The following is a 24,468-nucleotide window of genomic DNA, read 5'->3' on the forward strand; positions in this document are numbered from 1 at the left end:
TGTCGAAGGACGAGGGCAGGCGTTGTGCATTTCCCTCGCCCTTCGAGACGCCGTTTTCAACGGCTCCTCAGGATGAGGGAAAAGGAGACCTGGAACGCGATCAGAAGATTGATCCGCTTCGGCTGAAGCCCATAACTATTCCGAATAGACGACGAGCAAATCCTTCGCATCGATCTGTTCGCCGGGGCGCACCAGCACTTCCGCGATCTTGCCATCGCGCTCGGCATGAATAGCAGTTTCCATCTTCATCGCCTCGATAGAAAGCAGCACGTCGCCCTGCGTAACCGTCTGGCCAGTCGCAACAGCAACCGTGGAGACGACACCCGGCATCGGCGCGCCGACCTGTTTGTCGTTTCCGGCTTCCACCTTGCGGCGGACACCGCCGGAAGCGCCTTTGGCACGGTTCGGCACCTTGATGCGGCGTGGCTGGCCATTCAGCTCGAAGAACACCGTCACCGTGCCCTTCTCGTCGGTCTCGCTCATCGCCTGATTAACGATCACCAGCGTCTTGCCGCGTTCCAGATCGACGAAGACTTCTTCTTCCGGCTTCAGGCCATAGAAATAGACCGGTGTCGGCAGAACGCTTGTTGGACCATAGGTTTCCTGCGCGGAAGCATAATCGGTGAACACCTTCGGATACATCAGCGCCGACGCGAATTCCTGATCGGAAATCTTGCGATCGACCGTTTCCTCGAACCCTTCACGCTCGGCATTCAGATCGGCGGGCTCCAGCAGGGCGCCGGGACGCACGGTGAACGGCTCTTCGCCCTTCAGAATTTTCTTCTGCAACGCCTTCGGCCATCCCGATGGCGGCTGACCGAGATCACCACGCATCATCGACACCACGGAATCCGGGAAAGCAATGTCCTTTGCCGGATTTTCGACGTCGGCAACCGTGAGGTCCTGACTGACCATCATGAGCGCCATGTCGCCCACGACCTTGGAGGATGGCGTGACCTTGACGATATCGCCGAACATGCGGTTCACATCGGCATAGGCTTGCGCCACCTCGTGCCAGCGGGTTTCCAGTCCCAGAGAGCGGGCCTGCTCCTTCAAGTTGGTGAACTGGCCGCCCGGCATTTCATGCAAGTAAACTTCCGAAGCAGGTCCCTTGAGGTCGCTTTCGAAGGCCGCATACTGGTTGCGCACAGCCTCCCAATAAAAGGAGATGCGGCGGATCGAATCCGGATCGAGCCCCGGATCGCGTTCTGAACCGTGCAGCGCCTCGACGATCGAACCAAGGCAAGGCTGCGATGTGTTGCCGGAGAGCGCGTCCATCGCCGCATCGACCACATCCACGCCCGCATCAATCGCGGCAAGCACAGTTGCCGCCGAAATGCCCGACGTGTCATGCGTATGGAAATGGATCGGCAGATCGGTTTCCTCGCGCAGCGCCTTGAACAGGGCACGGGCTGCGGCAGGCTTCAAAAGCCCCGCCATATCCTTCACCGCAATGATATGCGCGCCGGCTTTTTCAACTTCCTTCGCCAGATTGACGTAATATTTGAGATCATATTTGGCGCGTTCAGGATTGAGGATATCGCCCGTGTAGCAGATAGCCGCTTCGCAGAGCTTGTTTTCCTCCAGCACCGCGTCCATCGACACGCGCATATTCTCTACCCAGTTGAGACTATCGAAAACGCGGAACAGATCAATGCCGCCCCGTGCCGCCTCGTGCACGAAATATTTTACGACATTGTCGGGATAGGATTTATAACCGACGCCGTTTGCACCGCGCAAAAGCATCTGCAGAAGAAGGTTTGGCGCAGCTTCACGCACCAGTGCCAGACGCTCCCACGGATCTTCGGTGAGGAAGCGCATCGAAACGTCGAAGGTCGCACCGCCCCAGCATTCCAGCGAAAACAGATTCGGCAGCGCCTGCGCATAGGAATTGGCAATGCGGGCAATGTCGTAAGTGCGCATACGCGTCGCCAGAAGCGACTGATGGCCGTCTCGCATGGTCGTATCGGTAATCAGCGCACGCTTTTCGTTGCGCACCCATTCCGCGAACTTCTTCGGCCCAAGCTGATCCAGACGCTGCTTGGTGCCATCAACAACCGGCTTATCGCCGAACCACGGCACACGCGGCTTGGCCGCATCCTTAGCCGGCTTTGCACGCCCCTTGGTTTCGGGATGGCCGTTGACCGTCACGTCGGCAATATAGGTCAGAAGCTTGGTGGCGCGATCCTGCCGCTTCACCTGCTCGAACAGCTCCGGCGTTGTGTCGATGAAGCGCGTTGTATAGTCGTTTGCCTGAAACTTCGGGTGATTGATGATCGCTTCGAGGAAGGTGAGGTTCGTCGCAACACCACGGATACGGAACTCGCGCAGGGCGCGATCCATACGGCGGATGGCCTCCAGAGGAGTTGCGCCTGAAGCGGTCACCTTGACAAGCAGTGGATCGTAATAGCGGGTGATGAACGCACCCGAATAGGCCGTACCGCCGTCCAGACGGATGCCGAAGCCCGATGCCGAGCGATAGGCCTGAATGCGTCCGTAATCAGGAATGAAGTTCTGTTCCGGGTCTTCCGTGGTGATACGGCACTGAAGCGCATGGCCGTTAAGGCGAATATCTTCCTGGCGCGGCACGCCTGATTCCGGCGTGCCGATTGCAAAACCTTCCAGAATATGGATCTGCGCCTTGACGATATCGATGCCAGTCACCTGCTCGGTGACGGTATGCTCAACCTGAATGCGCGGATTGACCTCAATGAAATAGAACTTGCCGCTATCGGCATCCATCAGGAACTCGACAGTACCCGCACCGATATAATCGGTGGCATGGGCGATCTTTAAACCATAGCCAGCCAGCTCCTGCCGCTGCGCGCCATCCAGATAAGGTGCCGGCGCCCGTTCCACGACCTTCTGGTTGCGGCGCTGGATCGAGCAGTCACGCTCGAAAAGATGAACCGCATTGCCATGCGTATCACCCAATATCTGCACTTCGACATGGCGCGCGCGTTCAATGAGCTTTTCGAGATAAACTTCATCCTTGCCGAATGCAGCCTTGGCCTCGCGCTTGGCTTCCGTCACTTCGCGGGCAAGATCGGCTTCCGCGCGGATGGCGCGCATACCGCGACCGCCACCGCCCCAGCTCGCCTTCAACATCAGCGGATAGCCGATTTCTGCCGCAAGCTTCTTCACTTCCTCCATATCGTCAGGAAGCGGGTCAGTGGCCGGAACCACCGGTACGCCGATTTCAATGGCAAGATTGCGTGCCGCAACCTTGTTGCCAAGGCGGCGCATAGTCTCCGGCTTCGGGCCGATGAAAATAATGCCGTTTTCTGCACAGGCCTCGGCAAATTCCGGGCTCTCCGACAAAAGGCCGTAGCCGGGATGGATCGCATCGGCACCTGAAAGCTTGGCGACGCGGATAATCTCATCAATGGAAAGATAGCTTTCAATCGGACCGAGATCGCGATCCAGATGTGGGCCGCGACCAACCTGATAGCTTTCATCGGCTTTGAAGCGATGCAGGGAAAGTTTGTCTTCCTCAGCCCATATGGCCACCGTTTTGAGCCCTAGCTCATTGGCGGCGCGGAATACGCGAATTGCGATTTCAGATCGGTTGGCGACCAGAATTTTCCGGATAGGCTTTTGGGCGAAAGACAAGGCAGATCTCCCTAACTGCAATGACAAAGGCGCCATTGCTTAACCTGCAATAGACACAAGCGCAAACAAACTGTGCAACCGGGAGATAAAAACAAAATGCCCGACTAAACGCCGGGCAGATTGATGAATTTTGTAGCACTTTATGCTAATATATCAGGCACAAGAGCGGTTCCTATTATGAAGCAATCATCAGAACCGCTCTAAGCATCTGTGTTCTCGCATTATCCAACACAAAACCGCTTCGCGCTTTTGCTGGAAATTCTCCATTACTTCTGGAAGTAATTATACTTGCCGTCTTCACCCTTGCGCCATTCGAACATGACGTAAGGCGAAAGGCTTGGATCGCCCTTGGCATCAAAGGAGATGTCGCCAAGCACTGTCTTGAACGGACCCTTTTCCTTCATCGCAGTCGCAACTTCCTGCGGGTCGTTGCTTCCGGCAGCATTGGCGGCGTTGACCAGCGACTGCACACCGGCATAGGCATAGAAAGTATAGGCTTCAGGCTCAAAGCCCTTGTCGCGGAAAGCCTTGATGAGTTCCGCATTCGACTTGTCGTCGCGCGGATCGGGACCGAAGGTGTTCATGACGCCACCCACAGCATCGCCGGCGATCGAGGCGAGTTCGTTGGACACGATACCATCGCCGGAAATGAACTGTGCCTTGAGGCCCTGATCATCCATCTGACGGATGAGCAGACCCGCTTCCGGATGCATGCCGCCCCAGTAAACAGCGGTGATGCCAGCAGCCTTCATCTTGGAGATGAGTGCGGAGAAATCCTTGTCGCCCTGGTTCACACCTTCGTAGAGCGTTTCCTTCATGCCATTGTCGTTGAGCGACTTCTTGGTTTCGTCGGCAAGGCCCTGACCGTAAGGGGTCTTGTCGTGAAGGATGGCGACCTTACCGTCCTTGTAATTGTCGGCCATATATTTGCCGGCAACGATGCCCTGCTGGTCATCGCGACGGCAGGTGCGGAAGGTGTTCCACAGTTCGCGCTCGGTGAAGGTCGGATTCGTGGTGCCGGGCGCGATCATCAGCACGCCGTTTTCTGCGTAGATGTCGGAAGTCGGAATGCTGACGCCAGAATTGAAGTGACCGATGACGAACTGAACGCCGTCGCCTACGAACTTGTTCGCAACAGAAATGCCCTGCTTCGGATCGGCAGCGTCATCGCCATAGACGATGGTGATTTGCTCGCCATTCATGCCACCCTTGGCATTGGCTTCTGCGACTGCCGCTTCGACACCGCGCTTGATCTGCTCGCCGAAAGCCGCCTGGCTGCCGGTCAGAGGTGCGCCAACGCCGAGCTGGATGTCAGCGAAGGATACGCCGCCCATCGCAACCAGTGCCGAAAGGCAGACGCCGCAGAATAAGGATTTCTTCATTTCAGTTGCTCCCACTAAACGCAGCCCGAAAGCCTGAAAAGGTTTCGGAATACGCATCAAAACACTCATTCAGAGCGGCAATCCGACCGGATCAGATCGCCGCAAATTTTGTAGGTTCAACAGCGACGGCAGAGCCATCACGCGCAAACCCTAATCTTCGAATGGGAGATTGCGTCAGCCCCATGAACGCAATTCGGGCTTGAAACCGCCCGCGTTGAAACTGGTCCTCCCACCAGAAAACGACACTAAGCATAGAGAATCGCTCTACGTCTAATCATCAAGATAGATACAATCACGCCCGATGGGGAAGTAAAGTAATGATTTCGTCTATATCCTGCTTTTTCCGCATGACTTTATGCGGAACAGAAGCGTGAAAACGAAAATGCCCGGCGCAAAGCCGGGCATCTCAACTCATCGGGAAAGAATATAAGGAAAACTTACTGCTGAATGTAAGTATATTTCCCGTCAGCACCCTTTTCCCACTTGTACATGACGTAGCCCGGCAGCTTCGGATCGCCCTTATCGTCATAGGACAGGTCGCCAAGCACAGTCTTGAACGGACCCTTTTCCTTGAGCGCCTTGGCGATTTCCTGCGGATCGTTGCTGCCGGCAGCCTTTGCGGCCTGCGCCAGCGACTGAACAGCCGCATAGGAATAGAGCGTGTAGGCTTCCGGTTCGAAACCGGCGTCTCGGAACTTCTTCACCAGATCGGCATTGTTCGGATTGTTGCGCGGATCGGGACCGAAGGTGTTCAGCGTACCTTCGACAGCGGGACCTGCGATCGAGGCCAGTTCGTTCGACACGATGCCGTCACCAGAGATGAACTGGGCCTTCACGCCCTGGTCAGCCATCTGACGGATGATGAGACCGGCTTCCGGATGCAGGCCGCCCCAGTAAACCACCGTCACGCCAGCCTGCTTGAGCTTGGCGATCAGAGCGGAGAAGTCCTTTTCACCAACGTTCACGCCTTCATAAAGGGCTTCCTTGGTGCCAAGTTCATTGAGCTTCTTCTTGGTTTCGTCGGCAAGGCCCTGACCGTAAGGGGTCTTGTCGTGAATGACGGCGATCTTCGCATCCTTGAAATGGTCGAAGATGTACTGGCCGGCCACGATGCCCTGCTGGTCGTCACGGCCGCATGTGCGGAACGTGTTCCAGAGCTGGCGCTCGGTATAGACCGGGTTGGTCGCGGCGGGCGAGATTTCGAGAATGCCGTTTTCGGCATAGACTTCCGAAGCCGGAATCGAAACGCCCGAGTTGAAGTGACCGATGACATATTTCACGCCGTCGGCTGCGAACTTGTTGGCAACGGAAATGCCCTGCTTCGGATCCGAAACGTCATCGCCGAGCGAGATCGAGATTTTCTCGCCATTGATGCCACCCGCATCGTTGACTTCCTTGATTGCGGCTTCCGCGCCCTTCTGGATCTGCGCGCCATAAACGGCGTTCGGACCGGTCAGAGGTGCACCGATACCCAGAACAACGTCAGCCCAAGCCGAGCCCCCGAAAGCCATAACTGCTGCAAGAGCAACGCCTGCGAAAAGCGATTTCTTCATTGTTGGAACTCCCATCATTGTATTTACCCCGAAACGATGTTTTGCATCGCCTTATTTTCTTGCTGATTACTCAGCAATATCTACGCTGAATCTTATTACTGTCAACGTGATCTTACAAAAAAGCTTCGCCGCATGACGGCGAAGCTTTAAAATTATTTTGCCTTCCAGCTGAGAGGTGAGGCTTTTTCATAAAGCCAGCTATATTGCCGCACCATTTGCTTGGTACGGGTGTAGCGGAAGCCAACCGTACCGATAATCATCAGTACGATTACATCAACCAGATAGTAGTGGAACGAAAGAAGCGTTCCCTCAAACAGCGCGAAGTGGATGAAGCGCACCGCAGCTCCCAGCGGGATCAGATAGAGCAGAAGCTGCGGATAGGTGCGCCACGTCGAAGCACAGGCACGCCCCGTCATCCAGGCGGCCCAGCCGCCCAGCAGACAGGTGATGAGGAAAAACAACCAGAACGACGATTCTTCGTAGAGAATACCCTGCATGATTTCCTCCTAGTGCCTTCCGCCTTCGAGATAGGCAGCGCGGACTTCCGGATCGGCCAGCAATTCGCGGCCAGCGCCGCTCATGGTGATCGAGCCGTTGACCATCACATAGCCGCGGTCTGCGAGCTTCAACGCACCGAATGCGTTCTGCTCGACGAGAAACACCGTCAGTCCCTGTGTACGGTTCAGTTCCTTGATCGCCTCGAAAATCTGCTTCACGATCAGCGGCGCAAGACCCAGCGACGGTTCGTCGAGAAGCAAAAGCTTCGGACGCGCCATCAGCGCGCGGGCGATTGCCAGCATCTGCTGTTCGCCGCCCGAAAGCGTACCGCCACGCTGGTTGATGCGTTCCTTCAGACGCGGGAACAGGTCGAACATCAGCTTTACGTCTTCTTCGAAATATTGCTGATTATCGAGGCTTGCGCCCATCTGGAGATTTTCCAGAACCGTCATGCGCGGAAAGATGCGACGGCCTTCCGGCGACTGCGCAATGCGCAGCTTGGCAATCTCGTGCGGCGGCATGGATGTGATATCCTTGCCGTTGAAGAGAATACGGCCGGTACGTGCCTTCGGTGAACCGAAGATCGTCATCATAAGCGTCGATTTACCGGCGCCGTTGGCGCCGATCAGCGCCACGATCTCGCCCTCGTCGACGGTGAGGTCGATGCCCTTGAGGGCGCAAATATTGCCGTAATAGGTCTCGACCTTCTCGACGGCCAGAAGCGGTTGCTTTTTCTGCATGGTTTCAGCCTGCATCATTCGCCTCCCTTCTTCGGCTTGGCAGAAGCTTTTGTCGGGGCTTTGGCGCGTTTTGCGCCGCTGCTTTTCGCAGCCCCACTCTTGCCAGCTTTCACGGGAGCAGTCTTATGGCTCGTCGGAACATCGCCTGATTCAACGCGTTCGGAGAACTCGGTCGCCTGACCGGCGGCGAGCTGCCTGGCCTGTCCGACCCAGTCTTCGCGCGCGATACGTCCGTCGAATTCCAGATAGGTTTCAGCTTCCACAATATCCGCTTCGGTCCAAGCGGCGATCTGATCGAAATGATAGATGCCGTGTTCGTTAAGCTTCTTCTCGTTGACCGCGCCGATGCCCTTGATGAGGGTCAGATTGTCGGCCTTGCCGCCGCGTGCTGTGGCCAGGCCACCGGCGAGAGAAGCGCGTCCTGACGGTGCTTCGCCCGTCTCTTCGGCAATTTCTTCCTCGATGGCTTCCTCGGCAAGCTGAGCGGCGACCAGATGTGCCGGATCGGCAACACCCGGCTTATCCGCCTCTTCAATAAGCTCGGCAATCTCTTCGTCGTCGACGCCGAGATAAGCGGCAATAACGCGTGGATCGTTTTTGACTTCTTCCGGCGCACCGTCGGAAATCTTGGTGCCGTATTCCAGCACGATCACATGGTCGGAGATTTCCATGACCACCGACATGTCGTGTTCGATCAGCAGGATCGACGTGCCGGTTTCCTTGCGGATATCGAGCAGGAGCTTATTAAGCTCAGCCGATTCACGCGGATTGAGACCAGCGGCCGGTTCATCGAGGCAAAGGATTTCCGGCTCGGTACACATGGCGCGGGCGATTTCCAGACGGCGCTGATCGCCATAGGGCAGATCGCCCGCCGGATCGTCCGCACGACCGATCAGGTTGATTTTCTCCAGCCAGTAACGCGCCTTTTCAACCGCGTCCTTCGCCGCCGACTTGTAGCCGGGCAGACCGAGAAGGCCGAGGATCGTATAGCCCGACGAGCGCATGAGCGTGTTGTGCTGCGCGACCAGCAGGTTTTCCAGAACGGTAAGGCCTGAAAACAGGCGAATGTTCTGGAAAGTACGCGCCACCTTGGCCTGCTTGGTGATTTGGAAGTCAGGCAGGCGCTCCAGCAGGAACTTGTCGCCCGTTTTCCGGTTCATCGTCAGCATGCCGCCCGTCGGCTTGTAGAAGCCGGTGATACAATTGAAGACCGTGGTCTTGCCTGCACCGTTCGGGCCGATGATTGCCGTGATATCCCCGCGCTTCACATTGAAGCTCAGATCGTTGATGGCCACGAGACCACCAAAGCGCATCGAGAGATGCTCGACCTGAAGGATGGTGTCTTTTTCAGTGTTGCCGGACGCCGTGCCAGACATAGTGCTTATCTCCGCCATCAGCCGTGCCCTTCCTTGGTAAAGGCACCCGACACCATCTTCTTCTCATGCAGGAAGGCACTCGGTTCTCGACTTCCGACGAAACCACGCGGCTTCCAGACCATGACCACGACCATGGCGATGCCGAAGATGAGCATACGGTAGAGTTCCGGTGTGAAATCAGGCCCGAAAATGGCTTTCAGGAAGCTCATTTCACGCAGGATTTCCGTGCCGCCGATCATGACGATCGCGGCAATGGCGATACCCACCAGCGAGCCCATGCCACCCAGAACGACGATGGCGAGAATGACTGCGGATTCGAGGAACACGAAGGATTCCGGACTGACGAAGCCCTGACGCGCGGCAAAGAAAGAACCGGCAAAACCACCGAACATCGCGCCCGTGGCAAAAGCCGTGAGCTTGGTCGTGGTGGTGTTGATGCCGAGCGAACGGCAGGCGATTTCATCTTCACGCAGTGCTTCCCATGCGCGGCCAACCGGCATGCGGCGCAGACGGATGGTGACCCAGGCAGTCAGGAGCGCCAGCAGAAGGATGACGTAATAGAGGAAGAACTTGTAGTGCGCCGCCGAGAAGGTGAGGCCGAAATGAGCGGCAAAGCCATCCTTGCTGGCATTGAAAGGCAGGCCGAAGAAGGTTGCCTTGGCAATGCCGGAAACGCCGAATGTGCCGCGGGTGAGATCGGTCCAGTTGATAAGAACCAGTCGGATGATTTCGCCGAAGGCAAGCGTCACGATGGCGAGATAGTCACCACGCAGACGCAGGACCGGGAAGCCCAGAATAACACCCCAGGTCGCGGCGAGAATACCGGCAATTGGCAGCAGCATCCAGAAGGACAGGCCGAAATAGGCCGACAGCAGCGCATAGGAATAAGCGCCCACTGCATAGAAGGCGACGTAACCCAGATCGAGAAGACCAGCGAGACCCACGACGATGTTGAGGCCCCAGGCCAGCATCACATAAATGAGGATCTGGACGCCGAAATTATCGACCCATTTGAGCGATCCCTGCCAGCCGAGGAAGGCGACGATCAGGATCGGGTAGACAAAGAGGAAGGCAACGCCGAGGCGCGAGAAGTTGCGGCGCACGAAAGACGGGCTTTCGACCGCAGCGGTCGGCTGCTTGCTCTTGGCAAGCTTGCGCGCTTCCAGGGTTGGCTGGAGGAAGGCGACGAACAGGAAGCGACCAACCGCAGCCAGTGCGACCATAACGGCCAGCGTGCCCCAGCGCTGAACGAGCACCAGTTCGTTGTTGATGTTCTGATCGGTCTTGAAACCGATGATGAGGCAGAAGAGGCCCAGAGCCAGAAGACCGGCGAAGAACCCTTCACGAATGGCCCGGCCAAAAAGGGAATCCGGGCGTGAACTCGACTGTGCAGCCATGATTAAACCTTTTCGACTTCAGGACGGCCAAGAATGCCGGACGGCATGAAGATCAGCACGATGGCGAGGATCGAAAACGCAGCAACGTCCTTGTAGTCGATCGAGAAATACGCCGACCACAATGCCTCGATGAGACCGATGAGCAAGCCACCGACCACAGCGCCCGGAAGCGAGCCGATGCCGCCCAGAACAGCCGCCGTGAACGCCTTGACGCCGGGGATGAAGCCGTCGGCAAAGGAAATCACGCCATAGAAGGAAAGGTAGAGCGTACCGGCCACCGCCGCGAGCATCGCACCCATCACGAAGGTGAGCGAAATGACGCGATCGACATTGATGCCAAGAAGCGCCGCCATCTTGCGATCCTGCTCACAGGCACGCTGCGCACGACCGAGCGAGGTGCGATTGACGATATACCAGAAGATCGTCAGCAGCACCGCTGTTACCACGATGACCACAACCTGCTTCAGCGAGATCGTCACATTGGTCCCCAGGATATTGTAGGAACCGTTCAGAAGCTGAGGCACCGGCTTGTTACGTGGCCCCTGCGTCACCTGGACGAAGTTGGACAAGGCAATCGACATGCCGATAGCCGTGATCAACGGTGCGAGGCGGAACGAACCACGCAGCGGCCGGTAGGCCACGCGCTCGATCGTCCAACTCCACAACCCCGTCAGCAACATGGCGACGACCATCATCAGAAGAAGCATCAGCGCAATAGGCAATGCTCCAATGAAGGTTGTGATGATTAGAAAAACAATCAGCGCCATGAAGGCACCGAGCATGAAGACATCGCCATGAGCAAAGTTGATCATGCCGATAATGCCGTAGACCATCGTGTAGCCGATGGCGATCAGGCCATAGATCGAGCCGAGCGCGAGCCCGTTGATCACCTGCTGGAAGAAATATTCCATCGAGAAGCCACCCATTTTACCGCCCGGGATTTTTTGACGCATCTTTATTTCGTGCGCCTTCATTTTATTCCCGGCTATTTACACCTAACGGCTGTATAGAGGAATGCAACCCCCTTTTGTCTCAGACAAAAGACTAAGGGCATCATCCTTCCACAAACTAGTTATGTCCCCTACTAAACGTCCTGTATATGTTTTTTTCTCCTACCCAGGACGCCTTATTCCACATTTTCTACACGGCTCGAAAGCCAAAAAATTGGGAGCCAGTATGAAATTTACCAGCCGTACCCACTTTACGCGACCGTAAACCCATGTGCAAAGGGATCGCGATCATCGATAAAGATCGTATTATATCCCGTCATGCGTGCCCAGCCAGCAATTGAAGGGATAATTGCCGGCAATGTACGGTCCTGACCTACCACTTCCGTAGCACGCTCGACACGGCCGTGGAAAAGCGACCCGATAATGGATTCGTGCACGAACTCATCGCCAGGCTTCAATTTGCCCTTGGCGGCCAGTTGCGCCATACGCGCAGACGTACCGGTGCCACATGGCGAACGGTCGATTGCCTTGTCACCGTAGAAGACTGCGTTACGGGCATGCGCTTCCGGATGTTTCGCCTTGCCGGTCCACAGAATATGGCTCAGACGGTTGATATCGGGCAGCAGAGGATGCTGGAACTTGTACTTCTCGTTCAGCCGCTGGCGCAGGATCGGGCTCCATGCAATCAGCTGCAAAGCGGAATAATCTTCCATATCCGTGTAATTTTCTTGCGGCTCGACGATAGCGTAGAAATTACCGCCATAAGCCACATCGACCTTGATGTTTCCGAGGTCGGGGCATTCAACTTCCAGCCCTTCGGCATAAAGGAAAGCCGGAACATTGGTGAGACGAACCCGCTCGACATACTGGCCGTTTTGCTCATATTCGATCGCCACCAGACCGGCAGGCGTATCGAGATTGAGCTTGCCCGGCGTCTTCGGCGTCACCAGACCCTGCTCTATCGCCATCGTCACGGTTCCGATGGTGCCATGACCGCACATCGGCAGACAGCCGGACGTTTCGATGAACAGCACAGCGACATCGCAATCGGGGCGCGTCGGCGGATAAAGGATGGAACCGGACATCATATCGTGGCCGCGCGGCTCGAACATGAGACCGGTACGGATCCAGTCATACTCGCGGAGAAAATGCGCCCGCTTTTCCATCATGGTCGAACCTTCGAGGTTCGGCCCGCCGCCTGCCACCAGACGCACGGGGTTGCCGCATGTATGTCCGTCGACGCAGAAGAAGGAATGTCTTGCCATGATGGTCAGTTCCGAAAACGTTGTGGCTTGAAAGGTTCAATGTCGATTGCAGGCACGGCACCCGTGATGAGATCGCGGATAAGCCGCCCGGTCGCAGCCGATTGCGTGAGGCCGAGATGGCCGTGGCCGAAGCCATAATAGATATTGCCGCCAGCCGAAGCCCTGCCGATAACCGGCACTGAATCCGGCATGGACGGCCGATAGCCCATCCATTGCCGCCCGCCCTCGGTGCGAAGACCCGGCAGGAACATGGAAGCTTTCTTCAGCATGGCTTCGGATCGTGCGAAATTAGGCGGCAGGTCGAGACCGCCGAATTCCACCGCACCACCGACACGCAAGCCGGTTTCCATCGGCGTGACAACGAAACCGTGGCCGGGGAAGGTCAACTGTCGCTTCACATCGAAACTGCCGACCGGCAATGTCGTATTATAGCCGCGCTCGGTGTCGAGCGGCACCGCATCGCCAAATCCTTTGGCAAGGTCGCGCGACCATGCACCGGCCATCAGGACAAGATGCGCCGCCTTGATTTCGGTTCCATCCTCGAGGCGAATGCTCGCCCCACCATTACCTGGTCTTGCACTCGTGACTTTCGCCTGAAGAAAGTGCGCGCCCTTGCTTTCGGCATAGGCCCAGATGGCCTTGCCGAACAGTTTGGGATCGCTGACATTCTTCCAGCCAGGAACGAAAGTTCCAGCAACGAAACGCGGGCTCAAGCCCGGCTGCAATTCAGCAAGCCGGTTGCCGCGCACATGTTCATAGGCGATGCCCGCCTTCTCGCGGACATCCCAGCCCGGCTGAGAGACCGCAAGCTCGGCTTCACTTTCATAAAGCTCCAGATTGCCATTTTCGCGCAGCCTGTCGCGCAGCCCTGCCCTGTCGATCAGCGCCATCATCTCGCTGCCGGCAAGACGCATGATATCGGCCTGTGCAATCGCTGTTTTTGCCAGCGCATCCGCACTGCTCGCGCGCCAGAACCGATAAAGCCACGGCACCATTTTTGGAAAATAGGAGGGACGGATCGAAAAAGGCCCGAGCGGGTCCATCAGCCAGCCCGGCACTTTGCGCATCACGCCTTTGGAAGCCAGCGGCAGAATATCGGAGAAAGCAAGCGCCGCCGCATTACCTGAACTGGTTTCCTCGCAAATACCGCTTCTGTCGATGACCAGAACCTGACGTCCCGCCTCGGCAAGCAAGGCAGCTGTCGCGACGCCGACAATGCCGCCACCAACAATGAGAATATCCCGCTGACCCTGCGGATCAGATTTCATCTTAGACGGCTCCCCACCGGTTTATTTTACGCATATTCCAGAATATTGACCAACGAACCGAACAGTGTCGACGCTTCGGGCAATTGACATGCAGTATGTTCAATGCCAGCCATCCGGCTCTGTCCATCGATTTTTTGGAATGACGCTGTGCTGAAAACTCGCCATCGCTTGAAAAAGCCACAAAGGCTGATTTAGGGAACGACCAGTTCAAATCAGATCATATTGATATATCATAGATATATCTGTAAGATTGAACTATGTCAATCGTCGTAACCACAAGGCATGGACAGGCATGGAAGAAACGAACGTTCGAGACACGCTGGCACGGAGTCCGGCAAACATGCCGCAGGCGACCATGGACAGCTGGGGCAGCGAAAGCCTTGCCGAGCAGGCCTATCGTATTCTGGAACGTTCCATCGTCACGCTGGAACTGGAACCCGGCACTGTCGTCAACGAGCGCACGCTGATCGAACTCACCGGCATGGGCCGCACCCCCATGCGCGAGGCCATTCAACGGCTCGCCTGGGAAGGTCTTGTGGAAGTGCGTCCGCGCTCCGGCATTGCCATTGCGGCCATCGACCCGAAGGATTTCATCAAGGTGCTGGACGCCCGCGAAGGGGTTGAGCGCGTGCTGGCGCGTGACGCCGCACGCTTCGGCAGCCCTCGCGATTATGAACGGCTTGAAGCCGCTGCTGCTGCCATGCGGCAGGCGATCCCGAACGAGGATGTGGCGCTGTTTCTCGATGCCGACAAGGCATTCGACATTGTTCTGGGAGCGGCAGCAAGCAATCCCTATGCCGCACGCATCGCAGCCCCCCTGCAAACCCACAGCCGTCGTTTCTGGTTCCGCCTTCGCCCGTCGACCGGCATAGCCGGCTCGGCCAATGCACATGCGACACTGATCGAGGCGATCATCTCCCGTCAACCGGAGCAGGCGAGCGATACGGCAAGCAAATTGATGGCGTATCTTCGTACCCTTGCACCCTGATTTTCGACGCCGGGCATCCAAGAACCATCAACGTTGTCGCAAGGACCGTCGCAACCGCTCATTATCTCGGACATCCATCGCGGCAGCCGAACTGGTATCGAAAATCAGGCCGTCATCAGTGTTCACGCCATTTAAAGCGCGCGCATAAGCATGGCGCGTCCCATGCTTCATATCCTGTGCCTGCACCGAAACGATGGACAGAACAGCACATAAACCGATAACAGCCTGAGACGAATAACGCATATCAAACGCTCCCCGCCCGAGTTTTCTAGTATTGATGACTATGCCAGGAGATCGCCAGGCTGCGACCGAAAGAAGGCGGGAGACGTCTGCTTTCGAGACTTCGCTTCACGAAGCGGTGATTTCCAAAACTAAAAAGCCGAAGTTTGAACTTCGGCTTTGGGTATCGCAGGGACCGTCGAGCCCGATTAATGGGTCTTGTTCATCGAGTCCGACATTTTGCGAAGCACGTTGAGCGCAATGCTCAGTTCCTCATCACTCACGCCTTCCAGAAGGTCCTCGCGAACGTCACCGGCAAGCTTCACGACCTGCTCAGCCAGAATCTTGCCTTCCGCCGTCATCACCACCCGCTTCGCGCGACGGTCGCCCTGAACAGTCTGACGTTCAATGAACGACTGCCGCTCCAGACCATCAAGCAGGCGCACCATGGTCGCATTCTCTATTTCCAACGCTTCCGCCAGTTCCTTCTGATAAAGACCTTCCTGTTCCATCAGGGCTAGCAGGGTGCGCGCCCGGGCCAGCGTCAGACCGCGTTCCTTCACGCGCGCATCGAAAACAGTGCGAAGCCGGCGATTAACTTTCGCCATGGCATCAATCATTTCAGCCTTGAGATCTGCCGTATCCATGCCAATCGCCTTATATATTAGTAAACTAATGATTATGAATTTGGATAAATCGCTGGCGAACTATTTTCAAGCGAACTTCATGAACTCACGCAAGCGTGATGGGATTTGGCGCCCATATGACAGTTCTGCGAACAAATTCACTGCGGAGCGGGTGATCTAGAGCATTTCCCGTTTCGATTGAAACATTGGGAATGCTCTATCTTTTTGTTTTTACGTGCATCTTGTTCCGAAAACCGTTTCACACTACTCGGGATGCGCTCAAAAAAGAAAAAGCGGGCAAAGCCCGCTTTCCCAAAAAACGATAGGTGGTGCCGATTAGGCTGGCATGATCGTTCCCTGCAGCGTCATCAGCTGATGCAGGAAGATTTCTGCCTTGGTGCGGTGTTCGTTCGACGAAGCATCGTCCAAAGCCTTGCGGGCATGATCGATACGGCGCTGAATATCTGCCGGATCGATATCGTCCACATGGGTCGCCGATTCGGCCAGAACGGTGCAGCCCTGCGGAGTGATATCGGCGAAACCACCAAAGACTACGTAGGAGTCGGACTTGCCGTCGGCAAGCTTCACCGAAACGACACCCGGCACGATCGTCGTCATCAGCGGCGAATGACCGGCGAGAGCCGTCAGATAGCCTTCGCTACCCGGAATGACGACTTCCGTCACCTGCGCGGAAAGCAGGAGCCGTTCAGGCGACACGAGTTCGAATTGGAAAGCTTGAGCCATGGTTCTCACTTGAATTCAAAAGCATGAGCCCGAAAACTGCTTCCGGAAAAGATCATGCTTAAACAAAATGATTGGCTTTCACGGCGGGCCTTGCGGCCCACCGGGAAATTCATTTCATCACGCAGCTTCAGCTGCCAGCTTCTTCGCCTTTTCGATCGCTTCTTCAATCGAGCCGACCATGTAGAAAGCCGGTTCTGGAAGATGATCGTACTCACCTGCGCAAAGGCCCTTGAAGCCCTTGATGGTGTCGGCGAGGTCAACCAGCTTGCCTGGCGAACCGGTGAAGACTTCAGCAACGAAGAACGGCTGCGACAGGAAGCGTTCGATCTTACGAGCGCGCGCAACGGTCAGCTTGTCGTCTTCCGACAGTTCGTCCATGCCGAGGATGGCGATGATGTCCTGAAGCGACTTGTAGCGCTGAAGGATCGACTGAACCTGACGGGCTACAGCGTAGTGTTCTTCACCAACGATCATAGGATCGAGCATACGCGACGTGGATTCGAGAGGATCCACAGCCGGGTAAATACCCTTTTCAGCGATCGAACGGTTCAGCGTGGTGGTCGCGTCCAAGTGAGCGAACGACGTTGCTGGTGCAGGGTCGGTCAAGTCGTCGGCAGGAACGTAAATTGCCTGAACCGAGGTGATCGAGCCCTTGGTCGTCGTGGTGATGCGTTCCTGCATCGCACCCATGTCGGTTGCCAGCGTCGGCTGATAACCCACAGCGGAAGGAATACGGCCGAGAAGAGCCGAAAGTTCCGAACCAGCCTGCGTGAAGCGGAAGATGTTGTCCACGAAGAACAGAACGTCCTGGCCCTGGTCACGGAAGTTTTCAGCAACCGTCAGACCTGACAGGGCAACGCGAGCGCGCGCACCCGGAGGCTCGTTCATCTGACCGTAAACGAGTGCAGCCTTGGAACCTTCACCGCCACCGAGCTTGTTAACGCCCGATTCGATCATTTCGTGGTAAAGGTCGTTACCTTCACGGGTACGTTCACCAACGCCTGCGAATACCGAGTAACCGCCGTGCGCCTTGGCGACGTTGTTGATCAGTTCCATGATGAGAACGGTCTTGCCAACGCCTGCACCGCCGAACAGACCAATCTTGCCGCCCTTTGCGTAAGGAGCGAGAAGGTCAACAACCTTGATGCCCGTTACGAGGATTTCAGCTTCGGTCGACTGTTCGATGTACTCAGGAGCTTCCTGGTGAATCGCGCGACGTGCAGTGGTCTTGATCGGACCTGCTTCGTCAACTGGCTCACCAATAACGTTCATAATACGGCCAAGCGTTTCTTCGCCAACAGGAACCATGATCGGGTTGCCCGTGTCGCGTACTTCGTGACCACGGACGAGACCTTCGGTCGAGTCCATAGCAATCGTGCGAACGGTGTTTTCGCCCAGGTGCTGTGCAACTTCAAGAACCAGACGGCTGCCGAGATTGTCGGTTTCCAGAGCGTTGAGGATCAGCGGAAGCTGACCGTCTTCGAACTGTACGTCGACAACAGCGCCGATGACCTGAGTGATCTTGCCTACTGCGCCGGTCGTTGCAGCCTTGGGAGCTGCACCAGACTTGGCGGCTGCCGCCTTCGCTGGAGCCTTTTTGGCTGGAGCTTTCGCCGCTGCTGGCTTCGCTTCGGCCGCGGCGGTAGTTTTCGGGGTCGCTGCTTTTGCCATCGATCCTTTTACCTTCCGATTAGAGCGCTTCCGCGCCCGAAATGATTTCGATCAGTTCCTTGGTGATCTGGGCCTGACGCTGACGGTTATACGTGATCGACAACTTGTTGATCATGTCACCGGCGTTACGCGTCGCATTGTCCATCGCGCTCATCTTCGCGCCCATTTCGCCCGCCACATTTTCCAGCAGAGCGCGGAAAATCTGGACCGAAATATTGCGTGGGATCAGCGTCGACAGGATCGCCGCAGGATCAGGTTCGTACTCATAAATCGCATCGCCTGCAGTGTCCGCCTGCGCAACATCGCCAGCCGAAGCCGGAATGATCTGCTGCGCAGTTGGAATCTGTGCAATCACCGACTTGAATTCGGAATAGAACAGGGTGCAGACATCAAATTCGCCTTGTTCGAACAGCTCGATCACCTTGTGGCCGATCTGGTCGGCATGCACAAAAGCGAGCTGCTTGACTTCACGCAAATTGACGTGGTCGATAATCAGAGAGGCAAACTCGCGACGCAGAATATCTGCGCCCTTCTTGCCGACCGTGATGATCTTGACCGTCTTGCCTTCAGCAAGGAGCTTGCGGGCATGATCGCGCGCCAGACGCGCGATCTGCGAGTTGAAACCGCCGCAAAGGCCACGTTCTGCGGTGCAGACGACGAGCAGATGCACGTCGTCCTTGCCCGTACCGGCCATCAGGGCCGGCGCATCTTCGCCGGTTACGTTCTGCGCGATATTTGCGAGAACGGCACCCATGCGCTGCGAATAGGGCCTTGCGGCTTCCGCAGCTTCCTGGGCACGGCGCAGCTTCGCCGCGGCGACCATCTGCATCGCCTTGGTGATTTTCTGCGTCGCCTTGACCGAGGCGATACGGTTTCTCAGATCCTTTAGTGAAGGCATCCGTTCATCCCGTCACAAAATTCAAGCGAAAGACTTGGCGAACGCGTCGACCGCTGCCTTGAGCTTTGCTTTGATGTTGTCGGTGAGCGCCTTTTCGTCGCGAATCGCATCCAGCACATCCTTGTGCTCGGTGCGCAGCGAAGAAAGAAGACCTGCTTCGAACTTGCCGACCTGGTTGACGGCGATCTTGTCGAGATAGCCATTCACGCCAGCGTAAATCACGGCAACCTGTTCTTCCGTCTTGAGCGGCGAGAACTGCGGCTGCTTGAGAAGCTCGGTCAGACGTGCGCCACGGTTCAGCAAACGCTGGGTCGAGGCATCGAGATCCGAGCCGAACTGTGCGAAGGCGGCCATTTCACGATACTGGGCGAGCTCGCCCTTGATCGAACCGGCAACCTGCTTCATGGCCTTGACCTGCGCCGAAGAACCAACGCGCGAAACCGACAGACCGACGTTAACAGCCGGACGGATACCCTGATAGAACAGGTTGGTTTCGAGGAAGATCTGGCCGTCGGTGATCGAGATCACGTTGGTCGGAATGAAGGCAGAAACGTCGTTGCCCTGCGTTTCGATGACCGGCAGAGCCGTCAGCGAGCCAGCGCCGTTTTCGTCGTTGAGCTTTGCAGCGCGTTCGAGAAGACGGGAATGCAGATAGAAAACGTCGCCCGGATAAGCTTCGCGGCCCGGAGGACGACGGAGCAGAAGCGACATCTGACGGTAAGCGACAGCCTGCTTGGACAGATCGTCGTAGCCGATCAGTGCGTGCATCGAGTTGTCGCGGAAATATTCGCCCATGGCGCAGCCCGCAAACGGAGCGAGATACTGCATCGGAGCCGGATCGGAAGCGGTAGCCGCAATAACGATCGAATATTCCAGAGCGCCGCGTTCTTCGAGAACCTTGACGAACTGGGCAACGGTCGAACGCTTCTGGCCGATAGCAACGTAAACGCAATAAAGCTTTTCGCTGTCCGGGCCGTTGTCGTGGATCGGCTTCTGGTTCAGGAAGGTGTCGAGAATGATGGCAGTCTTGCCGGTCTGACGATCACCGATGACCAGCTCGCGCTGGCCGCGGCCAACCGGGATCAGAGCGTCAACAGCCTTGAGGCCGGTCGACATTGGCTCATGAACCGACTTGCGCGGAATGATGCCCGGTGCCTTCACGTCGACGCGGCGACGCTCGGTAGCAACGATTGGGCCCTTGCCGTCGATCGGGTTGCCGAGAGCGTCGACAACGCGGCCCAGCAGGCCGGGACCGACTGGAACGTCAACGATTGCGCCGGTACGCTTGACGATGTCGCCTTCCTTGATGTCACGGTCGGCACCGAAGATAACGACGCCGACATTGTCGCTTTCAAGGTTCAGCGCCATGCCGCGAATGCCACCAGGGAATTCGACCATTTCACCGGCCTGGACATTGTCCAGACCATAGACGCGGGCGATACCGTCGCCAACGGAAAGAACCTGACCGACCTCGGAGACCTCAGCCTCCTTGCCGAAGTTCTTGATTTGCTCTTTCAGGATAGCGGAAATTTCCGCGGCGCGGATGTCCATCAGCCGACCTCTTTCAGTGCAAGCTTGAGAGAAGAAAGTTTAGTGCGAAGGGACGTGTCGATCTGACGCGAACCCATCTTGACGATAAGACCGCCGAGGATCGACGGATCGACGGTGACATTGATCGTCACGTCCTTGCCGGCCACGCCCTTCAGCGTTGCCTTCAATTCGTTCTGCTGCGCAGCACTCAGTTCGTGCGCGGAGATGACATCGGCGGAGACTTCACCGCGATGTTCGGCAGCAATCTTGCGGAAAGCGGCGATGATGCCCGGGAGGGCGAAGAGACGACGGTTCCGCGCGACAACGCGCAGGAAATTTCCGACCAGACCCTTGATGCCCGCCTTGTCGGCGAGAGCGCCGATGGCGTGAAGCTGATCTTCCGAAGAAAATACCGGACTGGAAATCAGTCGCTTGAGGTCCTCGCTTCCGCTCAGAAGCGCCTCGAAACGGTCAAGATCTTTTTCCACAGCCGCAACGGATTTCGCGTCGAGTGCGAGCTCGAAAAGAGATCCGGCGTAACGCTGTGCGACACCTGAAATGAGCGAAGACGTTTCAGCCACGAACAACCTGCTCTCTACGTTGAAACCATCCTTTTGGGACCCAATCTTGTTCAGGACGCCAAACCGATGATTTTATTGAATGTTTCCGGAAAACCACTGACGCGCGAGCACGTCAACACCGAAATGTGATTGCCGTCTAGCATAGACGAACAGGACTCGCAACACGCGAATCCGGCACTTTTGTGTAAGATTTGCCGCCTTTCGCGGTCAAAAAAGTCGCATCTGCCCCGGCGAGGCGACCTTCCGTTACACAACCTGCACGCCTGACGTGCAGAAGGGCACCGTTTCCGATCAGGAAATGAAGCCGAAAGCGTAAAGCAGCGGACCTGCTGCAAGCACGAATTCCACCAGCGCTGCGAGACTGCCATAGACGCGTCCGCCAGCCGGTCCGCCCTTGCGGCCCGCCGCATCCGACATCATCGAAATGAAGCGTCCGAACAGCGCAAATCCCCATACGGAGCCCAGCACCACCCAGAGGAACGGCTGTGCGAAAATAAGGCACCCGAGCCCCACGCCGAGATAAGGTCCGGCGAGCGTCGCACGGATGGAACCGTAACCTTCGGGACGGCCATTGATCGGCTGGAGCCGCAGCAGCTTCAACGTTATGCCGGGCGCAAAAAGCATGACAAGACCGGCCAATGCCGTGATGGCGGCAGAGCCCCAGGCAAGCCATTCTCCGGTCGTGGCAGGAAGATAGAATTCCATCGCAATTACCCTCGTCGTTTCTTGCCGTATAAGCATGTCTCCCAAAAGTGGGAACCGGTTTTGGGATCAAGACATGCGGAGAGATAATCCGATAGAACATTTCCCACAATCAAACCGAACTGGAAATCTGTAGCGGAATTTCCGTCGATCTTCCACGCCTTTGGCTGTCAAAGGAAGCTTTGCGGATCGATATCCACCTGCACTCTTATCGAGCCTTTTTCCTTCGGCCCGTTGGCGAGCAAGACGCGAATAAATCCTTGAATATCCGCGCGTTTTGTTCCGTGCACGAGAATGCGGAAACGATGGCGTCCCCGTACCAGCGCAAGCGGCGCCTCGGCAGGCCCGAGCACGGAAATCTCCGGGGATGAAGGGGCTGCACGACGAAGCGCGCGCGCATGATTTTCGGCATCGGGCCGGTTGTCGGCTGAAATAATCAGCGCGGCAAGCCGTCCGAAAGGCGGCAAAGCGCTGCGTTCGCGCTCGTCGATCTCGCGGGCATAGAATGCGTCCGCATCGCCGCTGACGATTGCCCGCATCACCGGATGATCCGGCTGGTAGGTCTGGATGAGGCCGAGGCTCTTGCGACCGGTTCGGCCGGCACGTCCCGTCACCTGATTGAGCAACTGGAAAGTGCGTTCAGCCGCGCGCGGATCGCCATTGGCAAGCCCCAGATCGGCATCCACGACGCCCACCAATGTCATGTTGGGAAAGTTGTGCCCCTTGGCAACAAGCTGCGTGCCGATGACGATATCCGCCTCGCCCTTTGCGATAGCGTCGAGTTCCAGCCGCAATCGCTTCACGCCGCCTGCCATATCAGACGAAAGAACTATGATTCGTGCTTCGCTGAAAGTCGCCGCCACTTCTTCCGCAATGCGCTCCACACCGGGTCCGCAGGCAACCAGATGATCCAGCGTACCACATTCGGGACAAGCCTCAGGCACCGGCTCATGATAGCCGCACTGGTGGCACATGAGCTGACCGCGAAAACGATGTTCCACCAACCAGCTCGAACATTGTGGGCACTGGAAGCGATGACCGCAAACCCGGCATAGCGTCAAAGGCGCATAACCGCGTCGATTGAGGAACAAAAGCGCCTGCTCGCCGCGTTCCACCGTCTTGCCGACAGCTTCGGTCAGTGCGGGCGACAGAAACCGGCCAGGCGGCGGCGGCGAACGCCGCATATCGATGGTCTTCAGATCGGGCAACGCCGCTTCCGCATAGCGACCGTAGAGCTTGATTCGCTTGTAGCGTCCCTGCTCGGCATTAACCTGACTTTCGATGGATGGCGTGGCCGATGCCAGCACCACCGGGAAACCGCTGATATGGCCGCGCACCACCGCCATGTCGCGCGCATTGTAGAAGACCCGGTCTTCCTGTTTGTAAGCCGGGTCATGTTCTTCATCGACGACGATCAGCCCCAGTTCCTTGAAGGGCAGAAAAAGCGCCGACCGCGCACCTGCCACAACCCGCACCGTGCCCTCCGCAATCTGCCGCCAGACACGTTCGCGGGTGCGGGGAGCAAGGTCGGAATGCCATTCGGCAGGCTTGGCCCCAAAACGATCATGAAACCGGTCGAGAAACTGTTGTGTCAGCGCGATCTCAGGCAGGAGAATCAGCACCTGCCTGCCTTGCTCAATCGCCTTGGCAACGGCTTCGAAATAAACCTCGGTCTTGCCCGATCCGGTCACGCCGTCGAGCAGCGAAACCGAAAAACAGTCGGCTTCCACGGCTTCCGACAGCATTTCAGCCGCCGCCTGCTGGTCTTCTGAAAGCGTGGCCCGCGCATAGTCGATATCAGGCTTTGCCACCACGGCTGGCGGCGGCAGCATGACTTCTTCAAAAATGCCTTGTGCCTTCAGCCCGTCCACGACCGTCATGGAGACACCCGCCGCATGGGCAAGGCCGGATCTGGTCCATGCAAGCCCGTCGCGGGCAAGCTCCATCACCCGCGCCCGCGCCTCGGTCATGCGCTCCGGCTCACCGCCGGAATATCGAAGCCCCGGCACTGATGGCTCGGGATCGAATGCGGCAGGCACACGCAGGACCATGCGCGCCACCATACCGGGTGGTGAAAGCGTGTAGTCCGCAGCCCAGCGCATGAAGCGCAGCATGTCGCCCCCCACCGGCGGGCAGTCGAAAACTTCGGAAATCTCCCGCAGTTTTCTGGCATCAACGGCATCGGTCTCGCCCTCGCAGACGATCCCTGCCACCTCACGAGGTCCAAGCGGCACGCGCACGATCGATCCGGGCTGGACGTTCATCCCTTCCGGAACCATATATGAATAAGGCCGCTCTGCGGGCATGGGCACGAGCACGGGAACGACCCGTGGTGCGAGTTCCGGAAACAGACCAGAAATGGGGTTTGCAATATCGTGCGAATCTTTCGACATGATCGCGTGACCTTGGCGCGGCTTTGCGCTAAAGAAAAGCCACCTTCCGGGAATTAAATGGTTTTAAATTCCTCA

At 57.0% G+C, this 24,468-nt stretch carries 20 protein-coding genes; 1 reads left to right on the plus strand and 19 read right to left on the minus strand.

The features are described from left to right. Window positions 1–135 precede the first annotated feature (135 nt). From pyc to MKS82_RS11960, 10 genes are all read right to left on the minus strand, one after another. Window positions 136–3,612 (minus strand): pyruvate carboxylase, encoded by a 3,477-nt coding sequence (pyc, locus tag MKS82_RS11915; protein WP_109989022.1) that lies wholly within the window; start codon window positions 3,610–3,612, stop codon window positions 136–138. A gap of 266 nt (window positions 3,613–3,878) precedes the next feature. Further along, the gene (locus tag MKS82_RS11920) at window positions 3,879–4,994 is read right to left on the minus strand and encodes a branched-chain amino acid ABC transporter substrate-binding protein (protein WP_109989023.1); all 1,116 of its coding nucleotides are present in this window, start codon (window positions 4,992–4,994) and stop codon (window positions 3,879–3,881) included. A gap of 437 nt (window positions 4,995–5,431) precedes the next feature. Then, window positions 5,432–6,547 (minus strand): branched-chain amino acid ABC transporter substrate-binding protein, encoded by a 1,116-nt coding sequence (locus MKS82_RS11925; protein ID WP_109989024.1) that lies wholly within the window; start codon window positions 6,545–6,547, stop codon window positions 5,432–5,434. 152 nt (window positions 6,548–6,699) lie between these two features. Then, entirely contained in the window at window positions 6,700–7,044 is a 345-nt protein-coding gene (locus MKS82_RS11930; protein ID WP_109989025.1) for a DUF6867 family protein, read from the minus strand. Window positions 7,045–7,053: 9 nt separating this feature from the next. Further along, complete coding sequence (locus tag MKS82_RS11935) at window positions 7,054–7,800, minus strand: ABC transporter ATP-binding protein (RefSeq protein ID WP_061347978.1); 747 nt, start codon at window positions 7,798–7,800, stop codon at window positions 7,054–7,056. Continuing rightward, complete coding sequence (locus tag MKS82_RS11940) at window positions 7,800–9,179, minus strand: ATP-binding cassette domain-containing protein (protein ID WP_109989026.1); 1,380 nt, start codon at window positions 9,177–9,179, stop codon at window positions 7,800–7,802. Before MKS82_RS11940 ends, MKS82_RS11935 begins: the two co-directional genes overlap by 1 nt. Beyond that, entirely contained in the window at window positions 9,179–10,558 is a 1,380-nt protein-coding gene (livM, locus tag MKS82_RS11945; protein WP_109989027.1) for a high-affinity branched-chain amino acid ABC transporter permease LivM, read from the minus strand. Before livM ends, MKS82_RS11940 begins: the two co-directional genes overlap by 1 nt. A 2-nt stretch (window positions 10,559–10,560) precedes the next feature. Beyond that, window positions 10,561–11,469 (minus strand): branched-chain amino acid ABC transporter permease, encoded by a 909-nt coding sequence (locus tag MKS82_RS11950; RefSeq protein ID WP_109989046.1) that lies wholly within the window; start codon window positions 11,467–11,469, stop codon window positions 10,561–10,563. 290 nt (window positions 11,470–11,759) lie between these two features. Then, on the minus strand, window positions 11,760–12,773 hold the full coding sequence (locus MKS82_RS11955; protein ID WP_109989028.1) for a 4-hydroxyproline epimerase: 1,014 nt from the start codon (window positions 12,771–12,773) through the stop codon (window positions 11,760–11,762). A 5-nt stretch (window positions 12,774–12,778) separates the two neighbouring features. Next, window positions 12,779–14,041 (minus strand): NAD(P)/FAD-dependent oxidoreductase, encoded by a 1,263-nt coding sequence (locus tag MKS82_RS11960; protein ID WP_109989029.1) that lies wholly within the window; start codon window positions 14,039–14,041, stop codon window positions 12,779–12,781. A gap of 340 nt (window positions 14,042–14,381) precedes the next feature. Between MKS82_RS11960 and MKS82_RS11965 the strand changes: the two genes are divergently transcribed. Then, window positions 14,382–15,029, plus strand: coding sequence for a GntR family transcriptional regulator (locus tag MKS82_RS11965; protein WP_240579029.1), 648 nt, complete (start codon window positions 14,382–14,384; stop codon window positions 15,027–15,029). 27 nt (window positions 15,030–15,056) lie between these two features. On the opposite strand, the gene MKS82_RS11970 is transcribed toward MKS82_RS11965, so the two are convergent. The 9 genes from MKS82_RS11970 to MKS82_RS12010 form a co-directional block, all read right to left on the minus strand. Continuing rightward, window positions 15,057–15,272 (minus strand): hypothetical protein, encoded by a 216-nt coding sequence (locus MKS82_RS11970; protein WP_109989031.1) that lies wholly within the window; start codon window positions 15,270–15,272, stop codon window positions 15,057–15,059. Between the two features lie 185 nt (window positions 15,273–15,457). After that, window positions 15,458–15,895, minus strand: a complete 438-nt coding sequence (locus MKS82_RS11975; RefSeq protein WP_061347972.1) for a MarR family winged helix-turn-helix transcriptional regulator — start codon at window positions 15,893–15,895, stop codon at window positions 15,458–15,460. A gap of 315 nt (window positions 15,896–16,210) precedes the next feature. Then, window positions 16,211–16,618 carry a F0F1 ATP synthase subunit epsilon gene (locus MKS82_RS11980; RefSeq protein ID WP_240578883.1) on the minus strand — a complete coding sequence of 136 codons (408 nt, stop codon included), beginning with the start codon at window positions 16,616–16,618 and terminating at the stop codon, window positions 16,211–16,213. A 117-nt stretch (window positions 16,619–16,735) separates the two neighbouring features. Then, a complete protein-coding gene (atpD, locus tag MKS82_RS11985) occupies window positions 16,736–18,289 on the minus strand; it encodes a F0F1 ATP synthase subunit beta (RefSeq protein ID WP_109989033.1) in 1,554 nt (517 codons plus the stop codon). A 19-nt stretch (window positions 18,290–18,308) separates the two neighbouring features. Next, the gene (locus tag MKS82_RS11990) at window positions 18,309–19,187 is read right to left on the minus strand and encodes a F0F1 ATP synthase subunit gamma (RefSeq protein WP_061347969.1); all 879 of its coding nucleotides are present in this window, start codon (window positions 19,185–19,187) and stop codon (window positions 18,309–18,311) included. A gap of 21 nt (window positions 19,188–19,208) precedes the next feature. Continuing rightward, a complete protein-coding gene (gene atpA, locus MKS82_RS11995) occupies window positions 19,209–20,738 on the minus strand; it encodes a F0F1 ATP synthase subunit alpha (RefSeq protein ID WP_109989035.1) in 1,530 nt (509 codons plus the stop codon). After that, entirely contained in the window at window positions 20,738–21,298 is a 561-nt protein-coding gene (locus MKS82_RS12000) for a F0F1 ATP synthase subunit delta (protein WP_012091258.1), read from the minus strand. Before MKS82_RS12000 ends, atpA begins: the two co-directional genes overlap by 1 nt. 291 nt (window positions 21,299–21,589) lie before the next feature. After that, window positions 21,590–22,003, minus strand: coding sequence for an AGROH133_08824 family phage infection protein (locus MKS82_RS12005; protein WP_109989036.1), 414 nt, complete (start codon window positions 22,001–22,003; stop codon window positions 21,590–21,592). Between the two features lie 167 nt (window positions 22,004–22,170). Then, window positions 22,171–24,393, minus strand: a complete 2,223-nt coding sequence (locus MKS82_RS12010) for a primosomal protein N' (RefSeq protein WP_109989037.1) — start codon at window positions 24,391–24,393, stop codon at window positions 22,171–22,173. Window positions 24,394–24,468: the final 75 nt, after the last annotated feature.

Source organism: Ochrobactrum sp. A-1 (genome assembly GCF_022488005.1).
In the GTDB taxonomy this organism is placed as follows: domain Bacteria; phylum Pseudomonadota; class Alphaproteobacteria; order Rhizobiales; family Rhizobiaceae; genus Brucella.

Coding starts and splice junctions, on each gene's coding strand:
- MKS82_RS11920 (WP_109989023.1), bottom strand. CDS start 4,994: ATGAAGAAATCCTTATTCTGCGGCGTCTGCCTTTCGGCACTGGTTGCG.
- MKS82_RS11925 (WP_109989024.1), bottom strand. CDS start 6,547: ATGAAGAAATCGCTTTTCGCAGGCGTTGCTCTTGCAGCAGTTATGGCT.
- MKS82_RS11930 (WP_109989025.1), bottom strand. CDS start 7,044: ATGCAGGGTATTCTCTACGAAGAATCGTCGTTCTGGTTGTTTTTCCTC.
- MKS82_RS11935 (WP_061347978.1), bottom strand. CDS start 7,800: ATGCAGGCTGAAACCATGCAGAAAAAGCAACCGCTTCTGGCCGTCGAG.
- MKS82_RS11940 (WP_109989026.1), bottom strand. CDS start 9,179: ATGGCGGAGATAAGCACTATGTCTGGCACGGCGTCCGGCAACACTGAA.
- livM (WP_109989027.1), bottom strand. CDS start 10,558: ATGGCTGCACAGTCGAGTTCACGCCCGGATTCCCTTTTTGGCCGGGCC.
- MKS82_RS11950 (WP_109989046.1), bottom strand. CDS start 11,469: ATGGAATATTTCTTCCAGCAGGTGATCAACGGGCTCGCGCTCGGCTCG.
- MKS82_RS11955 (WP_109989028.1), bottom strand. CDS start 12,773: ATGGCAAGACATTCCTTCTTCTGCGTCGACGGACATACATGCGGCAAC.
- MKS82_RS11960 (WP_109989029.1), bottom strand. CDS start 14,041: ATGAAATCTGATCCGCAGGGTCAGCGGGATATTCTCATTGTTGGTGGC.
- MKS82_RS11965 (WP_240579029.1), top strand. CDS start 14,382: ATGCCGCAGGCGACCATGGACAGCTGGGGCAGCGAAAGCCTTGCCGAG.
- MKS82_RS11970 (WP_109989031.1), bottom strand. CDS start 15,272: ATGCGTTATTCGTCTCAGGCTGTTATCGGTTTATGTGCTGTTCTGTCC.
- MKS82_RS11975 (WP_061347972.1), bottom strand. CDS start 15,895: ATGGATACGGCAGATCTCAAGGCTGAAATGATTGATGCCATGGCGAAA.
- MKS82_RS11980 (WP_240578883.1), bottom strand. CDS start 16,618: ATGGCTCAAGCTTTCCAATTCGAACTCGTGTCGCCTGAACGGCTCCTG.
- atpD (WP_109989033.1), bottom strand. CDS start 18,289: ATGGCAAAAGCAGCGACCCCGAAAACTACCGCCGCGGCCGAAGCGAAG.
- MKS82_RS11990 (WP_061347969.1), bottom strand. CDS start 19,187: ATGCCTTCACTAAAGGATCTGAGAAACCGTATCGCCTCGGTCAAGGCG.
- atpA (WP_109989035.1), bottom strand. CDS start 20,738: ATGGACATCCGCGCCGCGGAAATTTCCGCTATCCTGAAAGAGCAAATC.
- MKS82_RS12005 (WP_109989036.1), bottom strand. CDS start 22,003: ATGGAATTCTATCTTCCTGCCACGACCGGAGAATGGCTTGCCTGGGGC.
- MKS82_RS12010 (WP_109989037.1), bottom strand. CDS start 24,393: ATGTCGAAAGATTCGCACGATATTGCAAACCCCATTTCTGGTCTGTTT.